Below are 19816 nucleotides of genomic sequence, written 5' to 3'. Positions count from 1 at the left end.
TGGCGCGCGCGGGCTGACGCCTAAGTCGGTCCGTTTCCACGGCCTTCCATTGTCAACGCATGCCATCGCCTAGCGCCACCGTTCCCATCTCGCTCGTCAACGGCTTTCTCGCCGGCGCCGGTGCCGAGCCCGCTGTGATCCGCCGCTATCTGAACGAGGCGGGCATCGCGCTGGAACTGCTCGCCAAGCCGGGCGGCCGGGTGACGGAAGAGCAGTTCTCCACGCTCTACCAGACGCTCGCCATCGAACTCGACGACGAGATGCCCGGCATCTTCAGCCGGCCGCTGCGCAGCGGCACGCTCAAGTTTCTCTGCCTGAGCCTGCTCGATGCGCGCAACCTCGAAACGGCGCTGCATCGCTTCGACCAGTTCTTCCACATCGTGCTCGACGATTTCCGGCTCGAATCGCGCCGCCAGGGGCTCGTGGCCCAGGTGGCATTACGCGCCAATGCCGCGTATGGCGCGATCGGGCCGCTCGGGCAGGAACTGACGCTCAAGCTCGCACACGGCGTGTGTTCCTGGCTGATCGGCCAGCGCATTCCGCTTCTGCAGGTCGATTTCGCCTGTGCGCAGCCGCCGCACGCGCTCGATCACCGCTACTTCTTCCATGGGCCCGTGCGCTTTGGCAGCGAGGCCACGCTGATGCGCTTTAGCGCGGCCTATCTCGACATGCCGATCCGGCAGAGCAAGCGCAACCTGCGCGCGTTTCTCGCGCGCTCGCCCGGCGACTGGATCTTCGAAACGTTCAGCGAGCAGCTCGTGAGCCACAACGTGCGCCAGTACCTTGCCGCGCAGCTGCCCGACCTGCCGACCATCGAAGCGGCGGCCGACAGCCTGCACTGCTCGGTCCGTACGCTCTGCCGCCGCCTCGCCGCGGAGGAGACCACGTTCCAGGCGCTCAAGGACGAACTGCGCCGCGACGTGGCGATCCAGCGCCTCACCGACACCCAGGACACGATCGCGGCCATCGGCGGCGATCTCGGTTTCGACGACCCCAGCGCCTTCCATCGCGCCTTTCGCCACTGGACCGGCAGCACGCCCGGCACGTATCGCCGCCGCGGCTGAGCGCCGCCCGCCACAAAGCGCGCACGCCCACCCATGATGGGTGGGCACAGCGGCCAATAGCGTGGCCAGAATTGTCACCATGTGGTCCGGTTTGGACAGTGGTATGGCGACCGATTGCCGCTACGATCCGTCCTGTACTGCCGCAACGTGGCCACCCAGACATCCCTGGCCCGGCGGCGCATCCATTTTGACCCCTGAGTGACTGGAAGGACCGATCATGAGCTATAACGCCCCCGTCAAGGACATGCTGTTCGTGCTGAAAGAGCTGGCCGGCATCGACGCCGTCGCAACCCTGCCGGGTTTCGAGGACGCTGGTTTCGACACCGCACAGGCCGTGCTGGACGAGTGCGCGAAGCTCTCCGGCGAAGTCATCGCGCCGCTGAACGTGGAAGGCGACCGCACGCCGAGCAGCTGGCGCGACGGCGAGGTCACGGCAACGCCGGGCTTCGCGCTCGCGTTCCGCCAGTATGTCGAGGGCGGCTGGCAGGGTCTGCAGCATCCGTCCGAGTTCGGTGGCCAGGCGCTGCCCAAGCTGATCGCCACGCCTTGCATCGAAATGCTCAACGCGGCGAACCTCTCGTTCGCGCTGTGCCCGCTGTTGACCGACGGCGCCATCGAGGCGCTGCTCACCGCGGGCAGCGAGGAACTGAAGGCGCGCTACGTGCCGAAGCTCATCTCGGGTGACTGGACCGGCACGATGAACCTCACCGAGCCGCAGGCCGGCTCCGACCTCGCACTCGTGCGCTCGCGCGCCGAACCGCAGGGCGACGGCACGTACAAGGTCTTCGGCACGAAGATCTTCATCACGTGGGGCGAGCACGACATGGCGGAGAACATCGTTCACCTCGTGCTGGCGCGCACGCCCAACGCGCCCGAAGGCGTGAAAGGCATCTCGCTCTTCGTCGTGCCGAAGTTCCTCGTGAACGACGACGGCTCGCTCGGCGCGCGCAACGACGTGCATTGCGTGTCGATCGAACACAAGCTCGGTATCAAGGCAAGCCCGACGGCCGTGCTGCAATACGGCGACCATGGCGGCGCGATCGGCTATCTCGTGGGCGAGGAGAATCGCGGCCTCGAATACATGTTCATCATGATGAACGCGGCGCGCTTTGGCGTGGGCATGCAGGGCGTGGGCGTCGCGGAAAGCGCGTACCAGAAGGCCGTGGCGTACGCGAAGGAGCGTGTGCAGAGCCGCCCCGTCGACGGCTCGCTCAAGCAGTCGGCGACCATCATTCATCATCCGGACGTGCGCCGCATGCTCGGCTCGATGCGCGCGATGACCGAAGGCGCCCGTGCGCTCGCTTATGTCGCCGCGGCCTATAGCGACAACGCGCACTACCACGCCGACCCTGAAGTGCGCGCCCGCAATCTCGCGATCTACGAATACCTCGTGCCGATCGTGAAGGGCTGGAGCACGGAAATGGTCAACGAGGTGACGAGCCTCGGCGTCCAGGTGCATGGCGGCATGGGCTTCATCGAGGAAACGGGCGCCGCGCAGTACTACCGCGACGCGCGCATTCTCGCGATCTACGAAGGCACCACGGCGATTCAGGCGAACGACCTGGTCGGCCGCAAGACGGTGCGCGACGGCGGCGCGGTGGCGAAGGCGTTGCTTGGCGAGATCGCACGCACTGCCGAAGAACTCGGGCAGGCCGGCGGCGCGGCAGCGGCATCGATGCGCGAGCAGCTGGAAAAGGGCGCGCGTTCGCTGGCGAACGTCGTCGACTACGTGGTTGCGAACGTCAAGAGCGACCCGAACGCGGTGTTCGCTGGCAGCGTGCCGTATCTGAAGCTTGCGGGCATCGTGCTGTGCGGCTGGCAAATGGCGCGCGCGCTGCTCGTGTCGCAACGCGAACTCGCGAACGACGCCGAGTTCCACGGCGCGAAGATCGCGATCGCGCAGTTCTACGCAGAGCACATTCTCCCGCAGGCAGGCGCCCTCGAAACGTCGATCCTGGCCGCAAAGGGCGACGCTGGCGTGCTCGCGCTGAGCGAAGTGCAGTTTTGATAGAGCGGTTTAGGGCGCTCAGTTAGCAAGCAAGGAAGAGGATATGTCGTCGAGTGATCTGATTGCGCAGTACGGCCCACGTGAGTCGATGGAATACGACGTCGTGATCGTCGGCGGTGGCCCCGCCGGGCTGTCCGCTGCGATCCGCCTGAAGCAGCTGGCCGCGGAAAAAGGCGCTGAAATCGGCGTTTGCGTGCTGGAAAAGGGCTCGGAAATCGGGGCGCATATCCTCTCGGGCGCGGTCATGGATCCGCGTGCCCTGAACGAGCTGATGCCGGACTGGAAGGAACAGGGCGCACCGCTGAACGTGCCCGTGACTGAGGACAAGTTCCTGTTTCTCACGGAGACCGGCGCGAAGGGCGTGCCGAACTGGGCGCTGCCCGACAACTTCAAGAACCACGGCAATTACGTCATCAGCCTCGCCAATGTCACGCGCTGGCTGGGCCAGCAGGCCGAGGCGCTGGGCGTGGAAATCTTCCCCGGTTTTCCGGCTGCGGAAGTGCTCTACAACGACGATGGCTCGGTGAAGGGCGTCGCCACCGGCAACATGGGTGTCGGCAAGGACGGCGAGCCCACCGAGAACTTCCAGCTCGGCATGGAGCTGCACGCCAAGTACACGCTGTTCTGCGAAGGCTGCCGCGGACACCTGGGCCGCCAGCTGAACGAGAAGTTCAAGCTGGGCAAGGATTCGGACCCGCAGGTCTACGGTATCGGCATCAAGGAACTGTGGGAAATCGATCCGGCGAAGCACCAGCCGGGTCTCGTGATCCACACGGCGGGCTGGCCGCTCGAATCCGATACGTATGGCGGCTCGTTCCTCTACCACATCGACAACAACCAGGTGATGGTGGGTTTTGTCGTCGGTCTCGCGTACCAGAACCCGTACCTTTCGCCGTTTGAAGAGTTCCAGCGTTACAAGACGCACCCGGAAATCCGCAAGTACCTCGAAGGCGGCAAGCGCGTGTCGTATGGCGCACGCGCGATCACCGCAGGCGGCCTGATGTCGCTGCCCAAGCTCGTGTTCCCGGGCGGCGCGCTCGTGGGCGACGACGCGGGCTTCCTGAACGCCTCGCGCATCAAGGGCAGCCACGCGGCGATCAAGACCGGCATGCTGGCCGCAGATGCGGCGTTCGAAGCCGTGCAGGCCGGCCGCCAGAGCGATGAACTCGCGGCCTACCCCGAAGCGTTCAAGCAGTCGTGGCTCTACACGGAGCTGTACAAGGCGCGCAACTTCAAGCAGTGGATGAGCAAGGGCCTGTACCTGGGCACACTGATGGTGGGCATCGAGCAGAAGTTGCTGGGCGGCAACGTGCCGTGGACGCTGCATCACCAGCACCGCGATCACGAGATGCTGAAACCGGCTTCGCAATGCAAACCGATCGAGTATCCGAAACCTGATGGCAAGCTCACGTTCGACCGGCTCTCCTCGGTGTTCATCTCGAACACGAACCACGAAGAGAATCAGCCCGCACACTTGACGCTCAAGGATGCGAGCGTGCCCGTCGGTATCAACCTCGCGACTTACGCCGGCCCCGAGGCGCGCTTTTGCCCCGCAGGCGTCTATGAGTTCGTGAAGGACGAGCAGGACGACCATCGTCTGCAGATCAACGCGCAGAACTGCGTGCACTGCAAGACCTGCGACATCAAGGACCCGACGCAGAACATCGTGTGGGTCACGCCGGAAGGCGGCGGCGGTCCGAACTATCCGAACATGTAAGCGCGGGGCCGCGCGTTCGCGCCCCTTGTAGAACCATTCCCTTGCGCCGGCTCCACCCACCGCTACCGGGTGGGTTCAACTGCGACGGTTTGCCGTATGTTCATCGTGACGGCAACAACGCAACGGAGACAGGGAATGGGCGTATTGAGCGGTTTTCGCGTGCTGGAGTTCGAGGCAATCGGCCCGGCTCCCTTCGGCACGATGCTGCTGGCCGACATGGGGGCGGACATCATCCGCGTGAACCGGCCCGTTGCCCCCGACGATCTCGGGCCGAAGCGCGATGGCGTGCATGTGGATGTGACGGGGCGCGGCCGCCGCTCGATCACGCTCGACCTCAAGCGTCCCGAAGCGGCACAGGTCGCACTGGACCTGATTGCCGAGGCCGATGTCCTCATCGAGGGCTTTCGCCCCGGCGCAATGGAGCGGTTGGGTCTCGGCCCCGAAGCGGCGCTCGCGCGCAATCCGAAACTCGTCTATGGCCGCATGACCGGCTGGGGGCAGAGCGGGCCGCTCGCACAGCGCGCCGGCCACGACCTCAACTACATCGCGCTATCGGGCGTGCTTTCCGGCATCGGGCGCGCAGGAGAGGCGCCGGTGCCGCCGCTGAACCTCGTGGGCGACTATGGCGGCGGCGGCATGCTGCTCGCGCTCGGTGTGGTGGCGGCGCTATGCAACGTGCAGCGCGGCGGCGCGGGCCAGGTGGTGGACGCGGCCATGGTCGAGGGCGCGGCGCAACTCGGCTCGATCGTGTGGGGGCTGATCGCGTCCGGCAACTGGCGCGAAGCACGCGAGAGCAATCTGCTCGACGGCGGCACGCCCTGGTACGACAGCTATCTCACGAAAGATGGCCACTACATGGCGGTGGGCGCGGTGGAATCGCGCTTCTATGCGCAGTTGCTCGACAAACTCGGGCTTGCCCATGCCGACCTGCCGAAGCAGCACGACCGTAACGGTTGGCCCGTGCTGCGGCAGCATTTCGAGGCGGCGTTCCTCACGCGTACACGCGACGAATGGTGCGCCGTGTTCGAGGGAAGCGACGCCTGCGTCGCGCCCGTGCTGGGCTTTTCCGAAGCACCGAGGCATCCGCACAACGTTGCGCGCGCAAGCTTCGTCGAGGCGCACGGCGTCGTGCAGCCGGCGCCCGCGCCGCGCTTCTCGGCTACGCCTTCGGCCATCGGCCGCCAGGCACCGGCGCGAGGCGAACAGGGCCTTGCCGCGCTGCTCGACTGGGGCTTCGACGAAGGGACGATTGCGCGCATGCGGGAGCATGGGCTCGGTTATCAGGAGTAAGTGACGCTGCACGGCGCGATTGTGCGTATCGAGCAGCGGCATCGAATGTATCGATCTGGAGGAAGACATGAAGGTGTTGGTAGCAATCAAACGCGTGGTGGACGCCAACGTGAAGGTTCGCGTCAAGGCGGACGGCTCGGGCGTCGATCTCGCGAACGTCAAGATGAGCATCAATCCGTTCGACGAAATCGCCGTTGAGGAGGCCGTGCGGCTGAAGGAGCAGGGCGTGGCGAGCGAGGTGGTCGCCGTGTCGTGCGGTCCCGCCGCCTGCCAGGAGACGCTGCGCACGGCCATGGCGATCGGCGCCGACCGTGGCGTGCTGATCGAAACGGACGCCGCGCTCGAACCGCTCGCCGTCGCCAAGCTCCTCAAGGCGCTGATCGAGAAGGAAGCGCCGCAACTCGTGATCCTCGGCAAGCAGGCCATCGACGATGACTGCAACCAGACGGGCCAGATGCTGGCCGCGCTCACCGCGCGCCCGCAGGCGACGTTCGCGAGCAAGGTCGAGATCGCAGAGGGCAAAGCACGCGTGACGCGCGAAATCGACGGCGGCCTCGAGACCGTGCAGCTTGCGCTGCCGGCCATCGTGACGACCGACTTGCGCCTGAACGAGCCGCGCTACGCGACGCTCCCCAACATCATGAAGGCCAAGAAAAAGCCGCTCGACACGACCACGCCCGCGCAACTCGGCGTGGACGTCGCGCCGCGCCTCACCACGCTCAAGACCGCGGAGCCGGCGGGCCGCGCGGCCGGCGTCAAGGTGCCCGACGTCGCGACGCTCGTCGCGAAGCTGAAGAACGAAGCGAAAGTGATCTGAAGGAAAGCAAATGACTGCTGGTAAACCGGTTCTGGTCGTCGCCGAGCACGACCACGTCTCGATCAAGTCGGCCACCCTCAACACGGTGACGGCCGCCCTCCAATGCGGCGATGACGTGCACGTGATGGTGGCGGGTCACAACGCGGCAGGCGCAGCAGAGGCAGCGTCGCGCATTGCGGGGGTTGCGAAGGTGCTCCACGCGGATGGCGCGGCACTCGCCGATTCGCTCGCCGAAAACGTCGCCGCGCAAGTGCTGGCCGTGGCCGCCAATTATGGCCACATCCTTTTTGCCGCCACGAGTGCGGGCAAGAACGTCGCGCCTCGCGTGGCCGCGCTGCTGGACGTCGCGCAGATCTCCGAGATCACGCGCGTGGTGAGCGCGGACACGTTCGAGCGGCCAATCTACGCGGGTAACGCGATTCAGACCGTGCAAAGCGCCGAAGCAGTGAAGATCGTCACGGTGCGCATGACGGGCTTCGATGCAGCGGCGCAGGGCGGCGCCGCACAGGTCGAAAGTGTCGCAGCGGTTGCGGACAGCGGCCTGAGCGCGTTCGTCGAACGCGTTGTGGTGAAGAGCGAGCGGCCCGAGCTTGCGGATGCGCGCATCGTCGTGAGCGGCGGTCGGGCGCTTGGCAGCAGCGAGAAGTTCAACGCCGTGCTCACGCCGCTCGCCGACAAGCTCGGCGCCGCGCTTGGCGCGAGCCGCGCAGCCGTGGATGCCGGCTTCGCTCCGAACGACTGGCAAGTGGGGCAGACCGGCAAGATCGTCGCGCCTCAGGTGTACATCGCGTGCGGCATTTCCGGCGCGATCCAGCATCTCGCGGGCATGAAGGACTCGAAGGTGATCGTGGCGATCAATAAGGATGCCGAAGCGCCGATCTTCAGTGTGGCCGATTTCGGCCTCGAAGCGGACCTGTTCGAGGCAGTGCCTGAACTGGTGGCGACGCTCTAGGCGAAGCGTTGCGGCCAGTGCAAGCGTCACTGGCCGCGCCGAAAATTTTCCGGGTTTTCCGGTGCGTGCCGTCGATGCGGCTTGTGGCAGGCAGGGTGCGATGCGCCTTGCCTGCCATTTTTTATGCCCGCGTTTTTTTACGTGAGTGAATACCAGTACATGCCGTCGTCGCGCAGTTCGCGTTTCACTTCGCCGCGGTAGGTCAGGTAGTTCAGGCACGCAAGGCTCTCGCCGGTCGCGAGGCTCATCTGCGCGAGATCGTCCTCGCCAATGCGCCGCGCGAACAGCGCACCGAACACATCCACGGCGCGGCGTGGTTCGGCGAGCGTTGCGCGCAGACGTGCGAGGCTCTTGTCCTGCCCCTGGCGCAAACGCTCGATGCGCGCGTGGAGCCCGTAAAAGCAGTCGTTATGGGAGGGAAGCACGAGCACATCGTCGGGCACTTCGCGTTGCAGTTTGTCGAACGAGGCGTACCACTGGGCCATGGGGTCCGCGTCGGGCTCGATCGGATAAACCGAGACGTTCGAGGAGATGCGTGGGAGCACCTGGTCGCCGGAAACGAATAGCTTGAGCGCCGGGCAGTAGAAGCAGGCGTGTTCCGGCGAATGCCCCATGCCGACGATCACGCGCCAGTCGTACGCGCCGATGCGCACGACCTCGCCGTCCTGCAGGCGCCGGAAGCTTTCTGGCAGTGCGTGGATATACTGGCCAAAGCGGCCAAAACGAGCACGGTAGACATCGATTGCCGACTCGCTCCAGCCCGCACGGCGATAGAAGTCGAGCGCGTCGGCGGGCGCTTCGCGGCCCGTGTCGGCGGCGGCCACGCGGCAGTTGAAGTACTCGGTGCGCGTCATCCAGAGCCGGCAGTCGAATGCGCGCGTGAGCCAGCCGGCCATGCCCACATGATCGGGGTGCATATGCGTGGCCAGCACGCGCGTCACGCGGGAGGCCGCTCGCGCCTCGCCGCCTTGCGCGAGGATCGCGCGCCACACGTCCGTGGCAGCGTCCGTGCGTGCGCCCGTATCGATGACCGCGCAACCGTCGGCCTCGTCGATGAGCCACACGTTGATGTGGTCGAGCGCCCAGGGCAGCGGCATGCGCAGCCAGCGCACGCCCGGCGCGATCTCGAGGGTCGAACCGGGCGCAGGCGGTTCTGCGTAAGGGAAGCGCAGCGCCGTTTGCGGGCTGTGGGAGAGGTCTTCGGTGCGTTCGGTCATGCTTCGTGGCACATAAGGAAATGGGGCGCGCAAACTTGCGCGCATCGCGCAGGATAGCGCGAACGCGGCGTGGCCGCCCACCTTCGTTTGGGGGGCAGAGTGCATAACGCGCGAGCCTGAGGCACGATTTCGTACTGCCCACACCTGTTTACTTTTGTTTCCGCTTGTTGCGTCTCGTTGCCGCCTGTTTCGCTTTGTTGCCAGATGACGACGCCGGATGGCGTAGCATCGCCCCTCAACGTCGATATTTATTGCGCCGCAACAAAATGATGCCTACACTGACTTGGTCTGCCGGCTACCTCGACGCTTTCGCAAAGGAGGGCGTGACATGACGACTCGATCAAACCTATCGCATGCATCGCCAAAGCTGCACGTCTTCGAACAGGAAGGAGGGTGGCATTGGGGCATCACCATCCCTCGCAGCGCGGGTAGTGGCTTCAAGCTCATCGCGTACAGCGAAACGGCCTTCAACGGCGAGAGCGAAGCGCTGCGCGACGGCAGCCGTGCGCTCGAAAATCTTCCGGTAGACGCGGCGCTCGCGTTCGCGTCCTGAAATCGCGCATGCGATAAGCGCGTTCGCGCAATCTCTTTGCGGCACATGCAGCAGATGAAGTTCTGCGTGGCGCCGCCGGGCGCATGGCGCCGCTCACATCATTCCCCGTCTTCTTCGCTCGTCCTGCGGCTGCCATGGCTGGCCGCGGCGCAGGCAATCCCTTGATTCGCGTTCAGGACGCCGCTTGCAGGCTACGCGGCGGCCGACTCTGGCACGTTTCTGGAGCGGCGAGTTTTCCTAAGTTATCGATGCATTGTGATAAGAATAGTTATCGCAACAGCATGTTTTTGCTACCTCGTATGGAGCGTGTGTAGCGATTGTGCTGAAAAGCGGCAGGCTTGCACGTCGCGGCTTTCGCGCGACGTGCAAGCGGATCACAAACGCGCGTGCATAGCGGTCGTCAGACAGCCTCTGTCACATGCTTCGCTCGTCATCCAATCTTGTTGGCCTGCTCCTTCGCAAGCAGGCGTTGAGCCTGATGATCTCCGCGGTTGGCTTCTTGCGCGGTCTGCACCGATGATTCGGTGGCTTCGGCCAATGCAGCGCGTGCGGCGTTGCTGATCGTGACGGCATAGGAAGCCGACGACGTCGAACTCGGTGTCGTCGTAGTGGACTGCGTCTGCGTCGTGCTGGCCGGTTGCGCAGCGGCAGTCGCCTGCTGGTTCTGCGCGCCGGTATTCGCCACAGTTGCAGTGGCGGGTTGGCTAGAAACTGCCTGGATTGTCATTAGAAGGTCTCCAAAGAAAGAGAGAAAAACCGCGAACAGCGCACGGTTTATCGGAGCACCTTCCAAATACTTAAGCAGTATTTATTTCGTGAAAAGGAGTCAAATTAAGGCTCGCATAAGCTACGGTTCAATTCGCGTCGACGCCATTCATAATGCCTCGCCCTCAAGCCTTGGTACGCCTGCCTGTCGAAGCCTTCGCCCGCAATTTCTGGAATGAAAGCGACTTTTATTCAGGTAAAAGGCGGGTAAAACTTTGCCATCGAAAAAATAGGGACTCCACGTTGGGAATATCGCTTCGATAAGGAGTTCATCAGAATCCAAAGCTACCATCCCGCAGATCTTTCAAGTTTTCTCTGGAAATCTATCTTGCTGCCGCTTACGAACAACGTGACTCACGATAACTGGTCCACATGGGTGCTCCGGCAGCGTCATGGCGACGATCGCGCCCATGAGCACGAGGTCCGTGCTGAGATCACGAAATACGCAGACCGCGTCCTGGATTACGTTCGCCTTCGTCCGGGCATGACACTGGCCGACATCGGCACGGGTGATGGTCTCGTGGGGTTTCGCGCGATCGAACGGGCCGGCGCCTCGCTGAGGGTGCTCATGACCGATGTTTCGCCTGCGTTGCTGCGGCACACGGAAGAGACCGCCAGAAGTCTGGGTGTGAGAGGGCAGTGCGCATTCACGCACGGCAGCGCCGAGAAGCTGGAAGGCATTGCCAATGACGCGGTCGATGCCGCCACGATGCGCGCGGCTCTCGCGTATGTGGAAGACAAGCCCGCTGCGATGCGAGAGCTCTATCGAATACTCAAGCCAGGCGCTCGCTTTGCCATCGCGGAACCGATTTTGCGCGACGAAGCGCTTGAGGTCTGCATGCTCAAGCAACTGGTCGATGCCCGTGCATTCAACACCGAGGATCCGTTCTTTCCCTTGCTGCTTCGATGCCGGGCGGCACAGTTCCCCGACACGGAGGAGAAAGCGCGCGCGCTGCCGATTACGAACTACGGTGAGCGCGACCTTGTGCGCTTCGCAATCGACGCGGGATTCACAGACATTCATCTGGAATTGCACATCGAAGTGCGAACGGAAGACAGTCTTCCCTGGGAAACGTTTCGCCGTACCTCGCCTCACCCGCTGGCGCCCAGTCTGGAAGAGGTCTTCGAGAAGGAGTTTACCGGCGATGAGCGCATGTACCTGGAAGCTCGCATGCGTGCGATTTTCGAAAGCGGGGCGCAGCTCGGTGCGGAGCGCATTGCGTATCTGACGGCGAAAAAGCCGTAGGTATCGCACCCGAACGCCTGCTTAAGGATTGCATAAGCGTATACCCTGCAGAATGCGCCGCATGCCTGACGCTACGCCACGAACGTGTGGTGTCTGCGTTCAGGTTCAGGCTCGCGCATTCATGCAGCGCGGGATTGGCTCAAGGAGTGCATTTTGCCCAGTCCGCAGTCTCGCGCGACGTTGCCGCGCGTCTTTCGTCTCTCCATTCCTGTTTGCTCGCGTGCCACGCTTGTCGCTTTGACATCGGGCGCCGCGCTGCTTGCCGGATGCGCAAGCTACATGGCGCAGCCATTGGCTACCGGGCCTTCGTTGATCAAGCAGGACGCGCTTGCACGGGTTCAGATCGATCCCGCGAAAATGCCGTTGCCCGAGCTTGCAGCACATCGCTTCGATCCGACGGACGGCTTTGACATCGAAGACGTCGCGATGCTGGCCGTCGCCAATAATCCCGACCTGAAACTTGCGCGCGACGATCTTGGCATTGCGCAAGCGCAGGCGTTTTCGGCAGGACTCCTGCCAGACCCACAGGTGAGCATTTCCAGCGACTATCCAGGCGCTGTGGGGCTCTCGCGCGCGTTCAGCTATGGCCTGAGCATGGACGTGATGGCGATTCTCACGCGTGGCGCGAACACGAAATCCGCCAACGCCACGGTTCGCAAGACCGACCTCGGTCTGCTCTGGCAGGAGTGGCAGGTCGTGGCGCAGGCCAAGCAACTGTACGTAAGAGCGCGCTTTCAGGACGAAGTGTTGCCGCTGCTCGGGCAGCAGGCGGAGCTGGCCCGCACGCGTTACGAACGCACCGCGCGCGCGGCAAGCGAGCACAACGTAACGGCTGACCTTGTCACTGCGTCGCTCACCGCATACGAAGACGCGCGCAAGCAATACACCGATATGCAACGCGCGCGCGAGCAGACGCACCACGACCTCAACGCGCTGCTCGGACTCGGGCCCGACACGACGCTGGCGCTTGCAGGCGACGCGACAGTCACGCCGCTAGCCGATGGCACACTCGATTCCGCCATTGCGATGCTGGCGCAGCGCCGTCCCGATCTGATTGCGCTTCAGGCCGGCTACGAAGCGCAGGAGCAGAAGTACCGCGCCGCAATCCTGAGCCAGTTTCCGAGCCTCTCGGTGGGCTTTACACGGCAGCGCGACACTTCGGAAATCTACACGAGCGGCTTCGCAATCAATCTCACGTTGCCGGTATTCAATCGCAATCGCGGCAATATCGCCATCGAGCAAGCAACGCGACAGCGCCTGGCGGACGAATACCAGACCCGCCTGAACGCGGCTTACGCGGATATCGCGCACCTGCGTGCGGACAGCGCGATCGCCACGCATCAGCTCGATCAGGACGACGCTGCGCTGCCGGGGCTCGAGCGCGCCGCCGCGCAGGCGGCCAACGCCTATGCGGCGCGCAACATCGTGCTAGGGCAGTACGTCGATGCGCAAAGCGCGGCGCTCGCGCGTCGTATCGACGCCGCCACCGCGCGCGAAGCGCTAGCGGAACAACGCATTGGTCTCCAGGCGCTGCTCGGCAGTGCGATTCCCGATCCGTATCGGACTCCACCCGCGCGAGGCGCCACTGCTGAGAGCGCGTCCTCCAACACCTTCGTCGCACGTTGATCCCTATGACTGACCAACGCTTCCTTTGCGGCACGCGTACGCGTGTCGCCGTCTGCGTACTCGGCGGGGCGGCCGCGCTCGCTGCCAGCGCAGTGCTGTTCGCACCGCATGCCGCGCGCGCAGACGACACCGGCACGACGGGCAGCGCGCCTGCGCCTTCTGCTGCCGTGCAGGTCGTGCACGTGACGCGCGAGCCGGTTTCTCAAACCGTTGTCGCTTTCGGCTCGGTTGCATCGGCCGCCTCGAACGCCACGACCGTCAGCCTTCCGTATCTCGCACGCGTCACGCGCGTGCTCGTACAGTCCGGACAAACCGTCGCGCGCGGCGCGCCGCTCTTCGTCGTGCAAGCCGATCCGAACGCCGTGATCGCCTATACCCAGGCACAGAGCGCCGCGACGCTCGCCCGTGGCGAAGTCGCGCGCACCGGCGCGCTTTTGCACGACGGTCTTGCCACGCAATCGCAGTTGGCCGCCGCGCAAAAGGCGCTCGACGATGCGCAGCAGGCGCTCGCCGCACAACGCGCGACGGGCATTGCCGCGGGTTCGAAAACCGTCACCGCGCCAGTGGCCGGCGTGGTCGCGCAGCTTGCCGCCGTGCCGGGCGACCAGATCCAGGCGGGCACGGCGCTCGCCCAGCTTGTTGCAACCGATGGTCCCGCGAACCATGCCGCGAACGTAACGCTAGGCGTTGAACCGGCCGACGCGCTCACGCTGCGCGCCGGCGACCGCGTCGTGTTGCGCCCACTGTCCGCCGCGCTCGGTTCGCAGCGTGCACAAGGGCGCGTCGTGCTCGTTGGCGCAGTGATCGATGCGCAAAGTCAGCTCGTGAATGTCGGTGCGAACGTACCGCTCACGGGCACCGCGTTCCTGCCAGGCACGCGCGTGCGGGCCGACATCGACACGCAGACCGGCACGTGGTGGAACGTGCCGCGCGCCTCGGTGCTTCAGGACGCGAAGGGCAGCTATCTGTATCAGGTTGCGCCGAACAACAAGGCGCACCGCGTCGATGTGATCGTGAAAGTCGAGCATGGCAATACGTACGGCGTGGATGGTGCGCTCGACGCCTCGCGGCCGCTCGTGGTCGTCGGCAACTACGAACTCGAAGACGGCATGGCCGTGCGCGTGGCGCAAGGCGGCAAGCGATGACGTTCAGCCAGTGGATGCAGCGCCATCGGCGCTCGCTTCTGTTCGTGATCGCGCTTGCCGCGCTTGCCGGTGCGCTCACCGCGCTGCGTCTGCCGATCTCGCTCTTTCCGAACGTGTCTTTCCCGCGCGCCGTGATCTCGCTCGACGCGGGCGATCGTCCCGCTGAACAGATGGCGACGCTCGTCACGATGCCGGTGGAAGAGGCGTTGCGGCGCGTGCCGAACGTGCGCGACGTGGAATCCCGCACGAGCCGCGGCGCGGCTGAGATCTCGCTGAATTTCGACTGGGGCACGGACATGGCGCAAGCCACGTTGCAGGCACAGTCGGCCATCGCCGAGATCCTTGCCACACTGCCGCCCGGCACCACGATGCAGGTCCGCCGGATGGACCCGACGGTGTTTCCGGTCCTCGCGTACAGCCTGACGTCGTCGCGATTGTCGCTCTCGCAACTCTACGATCTCGCGCAGTTCCAGTTGCGTCCGCTGCTTTCCTCGGTTGCGGGCGTGGCACGCGTGGACGTGACGGGCGGGGCGCGAGACGAACTCGAGGTTGCCGTCGATCCCGCGCGCCTCGCGGCGTACAAGCTTTCGGTCGCCGATGTCTCGCGCGCGATCGGTGCGGGCAACGTGCTGATGGCCACCGGCCGCATCGAGGACCACCACAAGCTCTATCTCGTCGTAGCGAATTCGGCATTCAGCGGGCTCGATACGCTGAAAAACGTAGTCGTTTCCTCCGCGGGCGCGACGCAGATCCGTCTCGGCGATGTCGCCACCGTCGCTCGGGGGACCGTGCCGCAATGGATTCGCGTGACTGCCGATGGTCACGACGCCGTGCTGATCAACGTCTTTCAGCAGCCTGGCGCGAACAGCGTGGCGATGGCGCAAGCGATTCGCGCGCGCATCAAGGACTTTGGCGCGCAGATGCCGCAAGGCGTGAAGCTCGCGAACTGGTACGACCAGAGCGAACTCGTGATCGCCTCGGCCACGAGCGTGCGCGATGCCATCATGATTGGCATCGTGCTCGCGGCGCTCACGCTCTTCGTGTTCCTGCGCAACACGAAGATCACGCTCATTGCCGTGGCGCTCGTGCCGGTGGTGATGGCCGCGACGATTCTGCTGCTAGACGTGTTCGGCATGGGCTTCAACATCATGACGCTAGGCGGGATGGCGGCGGCAGTGGGCCTCGTGATCGACGATGCGATCGTGATGATCGAGCACATCGCGCGGCGCATGCGCGAAGCCGGCGCGCAAGCGTTCCATGGCCGCGTGATGAGCGCGGCGCTCGAATTCACGCGGCCGCTCGCCGGCTCTTCAGCGGCAACGCTGATCATCTTCGTGCCGCTGGCGTTTCTCTCGGGCGTCACGGGGGCGTTCTTCAAGGCGCTTTCCGTGACAATGGCGAGCGCGCTCTTTATTTCGTTTCTGGTGACCTGGCTTGCCATTCCGATTCTTTGCGACCGCTGGCTCACGGCGCAAGACGCCGAGGAGCATCGCGAAACGCGTTTCGCGGCATGGCTGAACCGGACCTATGCGCGGCTCGTCTCGCGCGTGAGCGCGCGGCCCATGTGGGTGCTCGCGCTTGTCGTGCCGCTCGCGCTGCTGTCGGCGCTTGCGTTCACGCGCGTGGGGAGCGGCTTCATGCCGTCGATGGACGAGGGCGGTTTCGTGCTCGACTATCACACGCAGCCGGGAACGTCGATCACGGAAACCGATCGTCTGATGCAGCAAATCGAGGCGATCATTCGCGCGAATCCGAATGTGGCCACCTATTCGCGGCGCACCGGCGCGGGACTGGGCGGCGACTTGAACGAGCCGAACAAGGGTGACTTCTTCGTACGCCTGAAGTCGGGCAGCCGCGAGTCGATCGACACTGTGATGGAGGAGATCCGTTCGCAGATCGAAACAAACGTGCCTGGTGTGAGCGTCGAGCTTGCGCAGTTGATGGAGGACCTGATCGGCGACCTCACGGCGGTTCCCCAGCCCGTGCAGATCAAGATCTACTCGGACGACCAAAACGTGCTCGACAAGACGGCGCAGCGTGTGGCTGCACGCATCGGCAAGATTGGCGGCATCGTCGACGTGAACGACGGCATTAACCCTGCCGGCGACGCCATCGACCTGCGCATCCGTCCCGATGCGGCGGCCGCCGAGGGCATGGACCCGCAGGCCATCGCGCAGCAGGTCTCGGATCTGCTGGACGGCAACGTCGCCACGCAGTTCCAGAACGGCCCGAAGACGGTCGGCGTGCGCGTGCGTGCGCAAGGCGCGCTGCAAATGACGGACACCGAACTCGCACGCCTGCCGTTGCGCGCGCCGGACGGGCATGTGTTCGCGCTGTCGCGCGTTGCCGACCCGCTGCATGTGAGCGGCCAGCCCGAGATCAGCCGTGACAACCTCAAGCGCATGGTGGCGGTGACGGCGCGCATTGATGGTCGAGACCTCGGCTCGACCATCGCCGACGTGCAGCGCGCGCTCGCCGATTCCGCGTTGCTGCCAAAGGGCGTCTATTACGAGCTTGGCGGGTTGTACCAGCAACAGCAGATCGCGTTCAGAGGCCTGCTCGCGGTATTCGGCGCAGCCGTGGCGCTGGTGTTCGGCTTGCTGCTGTTCCTCTACGAACGCTTTCGTGTGGCGCTCGCGGTCATGGCGATGCCGCTGCTCGCCACCGGGGCCGTTTTCATCGGCCTGTGGGTGACGGGCATCGAGCTGAACATCTCCGCGATGATGGGCATGACGATGATCGTCGGCATCGTGACGGAGGTGGCGATCTTCTATGTCTCCGAGTTTCAGGGGCTCGTGCGCGACGAAGGCATGCCGCTCGAGGAGGCGTTGCAGGCCTCGGGCCGCAACCGCCTGCGGCCCATCGCGATGACGACCATCGCAGCCATTCTTGCGCTGCTGCCGCTTGCCTTCGCAATCGGCCAGGGTTCCGCGATGCAGCAACCGCTCGCCGTTGCGATCATCTCGGGCCTGATCGTGCAGATGCCGCTCGTGCTGCTGGTGCTTCCGGTGCTGCTACGCCTCCTGCTGCGGCTGAAGGAGGGCAGGTGAGCGGCGGCAGTGCGTTTGCAGACGTGGCGTTGCGAAGTCGTTTCCACCGTATCGATTTCTCTTATCGGCGGCCGGGTCGCTAACCCGGTCTGCCCGACTCCCGCCTTCGAGGGATAGTCCGCGCGAAGCCTTGCCCAGCTTGGCGCTGCGCGGCTCGTCGTGAGCCACGGGCACGCCTTGCGCACGCGTTTTTGCTTGCGGAGCGCCCCTCGCTTGCCGTTAACCCGATGTAGTTTTCCGCTTTCACCGTTTCTATCTTGACGAAAAATCATTTCGTGCAGGAATACAAGAGGAGATGGCGATGAGCGGCAATGCAAGCGTAGGTGAGGGTGGATATCAAGGAACGAGAACGGCAATCGACGGCAAGCCGACTCTCGGTGCAATTGTGCGCGCCGGCATTGCCGGCGGCTTGACGGGCGCGGTGATCATCTGGATTTACGAGGCGCTGATCTGGGTTGGCGCCCAGCATCTCATGCCGCTTGCGGGCATTCCCCGCAACGCCACCGGCCTCGTGTTCGGCAAGGGCGTACAGGAGGCGCTCGGCATCTGGGCGTATTTCCTCGGGACTGCCATCCATTTCTTCTTCGCCATTGGCTGGGGCGTGCTGTTCGCCGCGATCTGGCCGTATTTCCGCCGCCGCGGCTACGAGGCCACGTTCGTCGCGCTCTTTTACGCGATCTTTGCCTGGATCGTCATGCACGTGGCGATCAGCATCGCATCCGACAACCATCCTAACTACTACGACCCGGTCGTCATCATCGGCGGTTTCATGTCGCACTTTTGCTTCACCGTGCCGCTCGCACTCGTGGTCAAGCGCATGCTCGCGACCGGGCCCGCACGCTGACGCCTTAATACCGTCACCGATCTATCAAAAAGTCAACAACAGGGGAATATGACGATGCCGTTAAATAGAGGAATCCTTAGTTTGTCGGTGATTAGTGCGGCGATCATCGCCAGTACGCCGGCAATGGCGCAATCGTCGGTGACGCTTTATGGCGTGCTGGACGTGTTCGCCGGCTACCAGAACACGAAAGTCGCCGGCAAGACCACGTCGCTCGCCGTGCTCGGCAATAACGGCTTGATGACGAGCCGGTGGGGCTTGCGCGGCACGGAGGACTTAGGCGGGGGCTACCGCGTGAATTTCGCGCTGGAGAGCGGCTTCGATCCGGGCACGGGCAAGTTGCAGAACAGCTATCGCTTCTTCGATCGACAGGCGTGGGTCGGTGTGGGCGGTGGGTTCGGCGAGGTGCGCTTCGGCCGGCAGAACACGCCGATGTTCGCCTGGAGCGGCAATATGGACGCCTTCAGCGCGGCCACTTACGCCTCGGGCTACAACAACTTCGCGAACTGGCTGGCGCGCGTGGACAACGATATTGCGTGGATCTCGCCGAAGTTCGTGGGCACGCAGGTCGAGCTGCACTATTCAGTGGGCGGACAGCCCGGCACGCTCGCGGGCAATGCGGTGTATCAGGCCGGCGTGCAGACCACCCAGGGTCCGGTTTATCTCGCGCTCGCGTATTTGAATGCGGCGAATGCCACGGCCTCCAACCGTGTGCAGGAATTCATGGCGGGCGGCAATCTCGACTACGGGTGGGGGCGTATCTACGTCGGTTACTTCCGCGCCAACGACGTGATTTCCGCGACCACCGGCAACGCGCTCAGCAACCCCGCGGGCAAATATGACCCGACGGTGGGTCCGGTTGGCAACACGGCCGGGGACTGGCACAGCACGTATTCGCTTTCGGCCGACTACCGGTTCTCGCCGTTCTTCAGCGTGGGCGCGGGTGCTGCCTACACCAAGGACAGCACGCACCTTGGCAACGACGCCCTGCAATATGGGGCAATCGTCAACTACGATCTTTCGAAGGGGACGCGGCTCTACGGCACGGTATCCGAATTGAAGAACTACGGTACCGCGCAGTTCAAGATGGCGGGCGCCAGCATTACGACGGGTTCGTTCCTCACGCCTGGACCCGGTCAGAGCGAATTCGGCGTGCAGGTCGGCATCCGGCATCTGTTCTAGCGTTCGCGTGCGCAACGAGACCATGCGTAGCGCGTAGACGTACACGCCATCACTTCGTGGCCATCGGACATTGGATAGCGGTCCCTCGGTCGTAAGTACTACGATCGTGATTGCAAGGGCGATGTTGTCGCTTTTTCGATTCCGCTCACGGCAGTCGCCGTGCATCGAAATATGCAAACCTTGCAGCGGAAGACGGGCTCGCCGGACGCCAGCGCACCGAAAGGAGGGCGCTTGGCGAGCCGGCGTATTTCCATTTGTCGATGGAGGCGCCATGAAAGCACTGGTCTACAACGGTCCGGGCAAATTTGCGGTCGAATCGCGGCCGATGCCCGCCTTGCAGGGT

General features: G+C 64.3%; 16 protein-coding genes. 13 read left to right on the top strand and 3 right to left on the bottom strand.

Translation table 11 applies throughout. The features are described from left to right. Positions 1 to 59: 59 nt before the first annotated feature. The 6 genes from U5A52_RS30830 to U5A52_RS30805 all read left to right on the top strand — a co-directional run bounded on the left by U5A52_RS30830 (position 60) and on the right by U5A52_RS30805 (position 7848). Complete coding sequence (locus U5A52_RS30830) at positions 60 to 1064, top strand: AraC family transcriptional regulator (RefSeq protein WP_321914915.1); 1005 nt, start codon at positions 60 to 62, stop codon at positions 1062 to 1064. 217 nt (positions 1065 to 1281) lie between these two features. After that, positions 1282 to 3072, top strand: coding sequence for an acyl-CoA dehydrogenase (locus U5A52_RS30825; RefSeq protein WP_321914916.1), 1791 nt, complete (start codon positions 1282 to 1284; stop codon positions 3070 to 3072). A 43-nt stretch (positions 3073 to 3115) separates the two neighbouring features. After that, positions 3116 to 4789 (top strand): electron transfer flavoprotein-ubiquinone oxidoreductase, encoded by a 1674-nt coding sequence (locus tag U5A52_RS30820; protein ID WP_321937568.1) that lies wholly within the window; start codon positions 3116 to 3118, stop codon positions 4787 to 4789. Between the two features lie 135 nt (positions 4790 to 4924). Then, a complete protein-coding gene (locus U5A52_RS30815) occupies positions 4925 to 6079 on the top strand; it encodes a CaiB/BaiF CoA-transferase family protein (protein WP_321937566.1) in 1155 nt (384 codons plus the stop codon). 67 nt (positions 6080 to 6146) lie between these two features. After that, the gene (locus U5A52_RS30810) at positions 6147 to 6896 is read left to right on the top strand and encodes an electron transfer flavoprotein subunit beta/FixA family protein (RefSeq protein WP_321937564.1); all 750 of its coding nucleotides are present in this window, start codon (positions 6147 to 6149) and stop codon (positions 6894 to 6896) included. A gap of 10 nt (positions 6897 to 6906) precedes the next feature. Continuing rightward, positions 6907 to 7848 (top strand): electron transfer flavoprotein subunit alpha/FixB family protein, encoded by a 942-nt coding sequence (locus U5A52_RS30805; RefSeq protein WP_321937562.1) that lies wholly within the window; start codon positions 6907 to 6909, stop codon positions 7846 to 7848. A 137-nt stretch (positions 7849 to 7985) separates the two neighbouring features. On the opposite strand, the gene U5A52_RS30800 is transcribed toward U5A52_RS30805, so the two are convergent. Next, the gene (locus tag U5A52_RS30800) at positions 7986 to 9065 is read right to left on the bottom strand and encodes an MBL fold metallo-hydrolase (protein WP_321937560.1); all 1080 of its coding nucleotides are present in this window, start codon (positions 9063 to 9065) and stop codon (positions 7986 to 7988) included. Positions 9066 to 9393: 328 nt separating this feature from the next. On the opposite strand from U5A52_RS30800, the gene U5A52_RS30795 reads away from it, so the two are divergent. After that, a complete protein-coding gene (locus tag U5A52_RS30795; protein ID WP_321914923.1) occupies positions 9394 to 9618 on the top strand; it encodes a hypothetical protein in 225 nt (74 codons plus the stop codon). 430 nt (positions 9619 to 10048) lie between these two features. On the opposite strand, the gene U5A52_RS30790 is transcribed toward U5A52_RS30795, so the two are convergent. Beyond that, the gene (locus U5A52_RS30790; RefSeq protein ID WP_321937558.1) at positions 10049 to 10345 is read right to left on the bottom strand and encodes a hypothetical protein; all 297 of its coding nucleotides are present in this window, start codon (positions 10343 to 10345) and stop codon (positions 10049 to 10051) included. 366 nt (positions 10346 to 10711) lie between these two features. Between U5A52_RS30790 and U5A52_RS30785 the strand changes: the two genes are divergently transcribed. From U5A52_RS30785 to U5A52_RS30760, 6 genes are all read left to right on the top strand, one after another. Beyond that, entirely contained in the window at positions 10712 to 11629 is a 918-nt protein-coding gene (locus U5A52_RS30785; protein WP_321937556.1) for a class I SAM-dependent methyltransferase, read from the top strand. 279 nt (positions 11630 to 11908) lie between these two features. After that, positions 11909 to 13255: a TolC family protein gene (locus tag U5A52_RS30780; RefSeq protein ID WP_321937555.1), complete on the top strand. Its 1347-nt coding sequence runs from the start codon at positions 11909 to 11911 to the stop codon at positions 13253 to 13255. A gap of 5 nt (positions 13256 to 13260) precedes the next feature. Continuing rightward, positions 13261 to 14400, top strand: coding sequence for an efflux RND transporter periplasmic adaptor subunit (locus U5A52_RS30775; protein ID WP_321937553.1), 1140 nt, complete (start codon positions 13261 to 13263; stop codon positions 14398 to 14400). Then, entirely contained in the window at positions 14397 to 17450 is a 3054-nt protein-coding gene (locus U5A52_RS30770) for an efflux RND transporter permease subunit (protein ID WP_321937551.1), read from the top strand. The genes U5A52_RS30775 and U5A52_RS30770 overlap by 4 nt, the downstream gene beginning before the upstream one ends. Positions 17451 to 17751: 301 nt before the next feature. Further along, positions 17752 to 18294 (top strand): hypothetical protein, encoded by a 543-nt coding sequence (locus U5A52_RS30765; protein ID WP_321914929.1) that lies wholly within the window; start codon positions 17752 to 17754, stop codon positions 18292 to 18294. Between the two features lie 87 nt (positions 18295 to 18381). After that, a complete protein-coding gene (locus tag U5A52_RS30760) occupies positions 18382 to 19473 on the top strand; it encodes a porin (RefSeq protein ID WP_321914933.1) in 1092 nt (363 codons plus the stop codon). Between the two features lie 145 nt (positions 19474 to 19618). Here the strand turns inward: U5A52_RS30760 and U5A52_RS30755 are convergent. After that, positions 19619 to 19816, bottom strand: a 198-nt coding sequence (locus tag U5A52_RS30755) for a hypothetical protein (RefSeq protein WP_321937549.1), incomplete at its 5' end; no start/stop codon positions are given.

Origin of the sequence: Paraburkholderia sp. J8-2, from assembly GCF_905220195.1 — a bacterium.
GTDB lineage: Bacteria > Pseudomonadota > Gammaproteobacteria > Burkholderiales > Burkholderiaceae > Paraburkholderia.
Note: the sequence above shows the minus strand (reverse complement) of the source record. Positions and strands in the feature narration are given on the sequence as shown.

What these genes read in the sequence shown, in the direction of transcription:
- U5A52_RS30770 (WP_321937551.1), top strand. Translation starts at nt 14,397, where the DNA reads ATGACGTTCAGCCAGTGGATGCAGCGCCATCGGCGCTCGCTTCTGTTC.
- U5A52_RS30780 (WP_321937555.1), top strand. Translation starts at nt 11,909, where the DNA reads ATGGCGCAGCCATTGGCTACCGGGCCTTCGTTGATCAAGCAGGACGCG.
- U5A52_RS30815 (WP_321937566.1), top strand. Translation starts at nt 4,925, where the DNA reads ATGGGCGTATTGAGCGGTTTTCGCGTGCTGGAGTTCGAGGCAATCGGC.
- U5A52_RS30820 (WP_321937568.1), top strand. Translation starts at nt 3,116, where the DNA reads ATGTCGTCGAGTGATCTGATTGCGCAGTACGGCCCACGTGAGTCGATG.
- U5A52_RS30810 (WP_321937564.1), top strand. Translation starts at nt 6,147, where the DNA reads ATGAAGGTGTTGGTAGCAATCAAACGCGTGGTGGACGCCAACGTGAAG.
- U5A52_RS30825 (WP_321914916.1), top strand. Translation starts at nt 1,282, where the DNA reads ATGAGCTATAACGCCCCCGTCAAGGACATGCTGTTCGTGCTGAAAGAG.
- U5A52_RS30795 (WP_321914923.1), top strand. Translation starts at nt 9,394, where the DNA reads ATGACGACTCGATCAAACCTATCGCATGCATCGCCAAAGCTGCACGTC.
- U5A52_RS30765 (WP_321914929.1), top strand. Translation starts at nt 17,752, where the DNA reads ATGAGCGGCAATGCAAGCGTAGGTGAGGGTGGATATCAAGGAACGAGA.
- U5A52_RS30790 (WP_321937558.1), bottom strand. Translation starts at nt 10,345, where the DNA reads ATGACAATCCAGGCAGTTTCTAGCCAACCCGCCACTGCAACTGTGGCG.
- U5A52_RS30775 (WP_321937553.1), top strand. Translation starts at nt 13,261, where the DNA reads ATGACTGACCAACGCTTCCTTTGCGGCACGCGTACGCGTGTCGCCGTC.
- U5A52_RS30800 (WP_321937560.1), bottom strand. Translation starts at nt 9,065, where the DNA reads ATGACCGAACGCACCGAAGACCTCTCCCACAGCCCGCAAACGGCGCTG.
- U5A52_RS30830 (WP_321914915.1), top strand. Translation starts at nt 60, where the DNA reads ATGCCATCGCCTAGCGCCACCGTTCCCATCTCGCTCGTCAACGGCTTT.
- U5A52_RS30805 (WP_321937562.1), top strand. Translation starts at nt 6,907, where the DNA reads ATGACTGCTGGTAAACCGGTTCTGGTCGTCGCCGAGCACGACCACGTC.